Annotated in this window: 3 protein-coding genes; 2 read left to right on the forward strand and 1 reads right to left on the reverse strand. The window is 59.7% G+C overall.

The window, feature by feature from the left end:
- A partial coding sequence (locus tag VZ95_RS16655; RefSeq protein WP_045776854.1) for a long-chain-fatty-acid--CoA ligase occupies positions 1-1688 on the reverse strand: 1688 nt, incomplete at its 3' end.
- 297 nt (positions 1689-1985) lie between these two features.
- Between VZ95_RS16655 and VZ95_RS16660 the strand changes: the two genes are divergently transcribed.
- Both VZ95_RS16660 and VZ95_RS16665 read left to right on the forward strand, forming a co-directional pair.
- Positions 1986-2816: an enoyl-CoA hydratase/isomerase family protein gene (locus VZ95_RS16660; protein ID WP_045776855.1), complete on the forward strand. Its 831-nt coding sequence runs from the start codon at positions 1986-1988 to the stop codon at positions 2814-2816.
- A gap of 29 nt (positions 2817-2845) precedes the next feature.
- Positions 2846-3399: SDR family oxidoreductase (locus VZ95_RS16665; RefSeq protein WP_156995359.1), on the forward strand; the 554-nt coding region annotated here is incomplete at its 3' end.

Raw genomic sequence — 3399 nt, forward strand, 5'->3', positions numbered from 1 at the left:
ACCAGTTCCTTTTTCGACAATTTGCCGATCATGGTTTTGGGCAGCTCGGCGCGAAACTCAATTTTCTTAGGCATTTCAATGGGCGAGATGCGGGTTTTGAGGAATTCAATCAATTCCTCGGGGCTCAGATTTTCACCGTCCTTGAGCACGACGAAGGCTTTCACGGTTTCGCCGCGATACTCGTCGGGAATGCCGATGACGGTGACTTCCTGCACGCTCGCGTGCTGATAGATCGCCTCTTCCACGATGCGCGGGTAGACATTATAGCCGCCGCACAGCACCACATCCTTGATGCGGTCGACGAGATGCACGAAGCCCTCCTCGTCCATATAGCCAACGTCGCCAGTGCGCAGGAACTCGCCGACGAAGACTTTCTCGGTCTCTTCCGGGCGTTTCCAATAGCCGAGCATCACCTGCGGGCCTTTCAGGCACAGCTCGCCCTTCTCGCCGCGCGCCACCCGCTTGGTCGGGTCTTCGAGGTCGCGCAACTCGGGCCAAGTCCCTGCGACCGGCAGGCCGATGGAGCCCGCTTTGACGCGCCCATCGAGCGGATTGCAAAAGGCGATCGGGGAGCTTTCGGTAAGCCCGTAGCCTTCCACTAGAATACAGCCGGTGAGTTCCTCAAAGCGTTGCTTCACTTCCACTGGCAAGGGAGCGCCGCCGGAAATGCCGAAACGGAGCGATGTGAGATTATATTTATGCAGCTCTTTGTAATTATTCATCGCTGTATAAATCGTCGGCACACCCGCCATCAGCGTCGGCTTCTTTTTAGTGATGACCTCCAGCACCTGCTCCAACTCGAAGCGCGGCAGCATGATAATTTCCGTGCCCGAGGCGATGGCAAGATTCTGAATCGCCGTCATGGCGAAGACGTGGAAGAAAGGCAGCACCCCCACGACGCTTTCCTTGCCGTAATGCATGCCGGGGAACCAGCGCACGGCCTGCATAGCATTGCTGTAAAGGTTGCTGTGGCTCAGCATCGCCCCTTTGGGAATACCCGTAGTGCCGCCGGTATATTGCAGCACGGCGATATCGCGCAGGGGGTCGATGGCGACCGGCTGCGGTTTCGCCGCCCCCGCGATAAGGCTGCGATAGGCAATGTGGCGGGCGTCCATCTCCACGCGGGCGCGGTCTTTGCGCTTGAGCAGCGGAAATAGGAAGTTCTTCGGGAACGGCAGGGCCTCGGCGAAGGGGCAAACGACGATATGTTTCAGCACGCCCTGGTCGAGCAGCAGCTTGATCTTCGGGTAGAGGACCGCGAGATCGAGCGTCACCATCATTTTGGTATCGCTATCGAGGCATTGTTTCTCCAACTCCTTCTCCGCATAAAGCGGATTGAAGTTCACGACCGTGCCGCCCGCCTTCAGAATCCCGAAAAAGAAGATGGTGTAATAGGGGCAGTTCGGCAAAAACAGGCCGACCTTGGTGCCGCGTCCGACGCCTTGGCGTTGCAGCCCGGCGGCCACCCGGTCCACCAGCGCACCGACCTCGGCATAGGTATATTTCTTATCGAGAAAATCGAGCAGGGGCCGGGCACCGTATTTGGCAACCGCATCGTCCATCAGGGCGAAGAGCGGTACCACGGGGATCGGAGCCGAATGGTCGACATCCTTGGGATAATTGATCTGCCATAGCTCAAGCCCTTGAGGCTCGGTAACGGCTTGGGGCGCGCTCACAGCTTCGCTCATCGCTTCCTCCGACGGTTGCGTCGGCCTCCCTTTTAAGCCGGATCGTGCGTTGCGATCCGATCATTGGTGCCCGGACATTCGAGGCGGTCGTTTTCTAAGGCGTCATTATGCTCTACACTTGGGCATAATGACGCATCCGTTCAACTCAAACCCACTTTGCCGATAACGTCAATTTATTTACGAACACGTTAGATCGTGCCACTGTAGGGAAAGACGACCCCGACACCGGAAGGCCCGCAGAAGACGGGCGGCCCGTGTCACATACTAAGGGGCCATTGATCGTAGGGAGGATCCAAGATGCTCAAAACCCACGCTGCCGGGGTCGATGCTACCCCGCCCGCCGTTCTGATCGAACGGCACCATAACGTCGCTTATATCACGCTCAATCGCCCCGCCGTGCTGAACGCGCTGAACGAGGCGATGCTGAATAAGCTGGTCCACGCTTTCCAAACGCTCAGCACCGATAAGGATATCGGCTGCGTCGTGCTACGCGGCGCGGGTGATGGTTTCATGGCGGGCGGCGACATCAAAGAGTTTCGCACGCAGATGGAACTGCCCGAAGCCGAACGGCTCCACGTCTTTCAAAGCATGTTGGCGCGGGTTGGCTTGTTGGTCGAAGCGATGCGGGCCATGCCGCAGCCGGTTATTGCCTCGGTGCATGGGGCGGCCGCCGGGTTCGGGATGAGCCTCGTGTTGGCTTGCGACCTTGCGATTGCGGCGGAAGACGCCAGCTTCACCCTCGCCTATTGCCATTTAGGCGTGACGCCCGACGGCGGCGCGACGTGGTTCCTGCCGCGTTTGGTGGGGCTGAAGCCTGCCTTTGAAATCGCGGCCTTGGGTGAGCGGATCGAAGCGCCGCGCGCCGCCGATCTGCGCATCATCAACCGCGTCGTGCCGAAGGATGCCCTGGCCGAGGCGACCGAAACCCTCGCGCGGCGACTGGCCTCCGGTCCGCGTCAGGCGCTGGCCCGCACCAAAGCCTTGCTGAACGCCGCTTTCGGCGCGCCCTTGCCCGATCAATTGCGCCGCGAAGGCGAATCCTTCTCCCGTTGCACCTTGACCGGCGATTTTATCGAAGGTGTCAGCGCCTTCGTCGAAAAACGCCGCCCGACCTTCAATCGCGGCTAACCAAAACAAAAAAACAGAAAGAATCTCCGATGAGCAGCCTTAAGGGAAAAACCCTCTTCATCACCGGCGCGTCGCGCGGCATCGGCAAGGCCATCGCCCTGCGCGCCGCCCGCGATGGGGCCAATATCGTCATTGCCGCCAAAACCACCGATCCGCACCCGAAGCTTCCCGGCACGATCTATTCGGCGGCGGAAGAGGTTGAGGCAGCGGGCGGCCAAGCGCTGCCGCTGCTGGTCGATATCCGTGAGGAAGAGGGCGTGAAGGCGGCGGTGGCGGAAGCCGTCGCTAAATTCGGCGGCCTCGATATTCTGGTGAACAACGCCAGCGCTATCAATATCAGCGGCACGCTGGAAACGCCGATGAAGCGCTACGATTTGATGCATCAGGTCAATGCGCGCGGTACCTTCCTCTGCTCGCAAGCCTGCCTGCCGGAACTGCTGAAGGCGCAAAACCCTCATATCCTCATGCTCTCGCCGCCGCTGAACATGAGCGAAAAATGGTTCGCGCCGCACGTCGCCTATACGATGGCGAAATACGGTATGAGCTATGCGTGCTCGGCATGGCGGGCGAGKTTCGCGGCCGC

The sequence above is a fragment of the Elstera litoralis genome (assembly GCF_000963705.1).
GTDB classification, from domain to species: domain Bacteria; phylum Pseudomonadota; class Alphaproteobacteria; order Elsterales; family Elsteraceae; genus Elstera; species Elstera litoralis.

What these genes read in the sequence shown, in the direction of transcription:
- VZ95_RS16660 (WP_045776855.1), top strand. Translation starts at nt 1,986, where the DNA reads ATGCTCAAAACCCACGCTGCCGGGGTCGATGCTACCCCGCCCGCCGTT.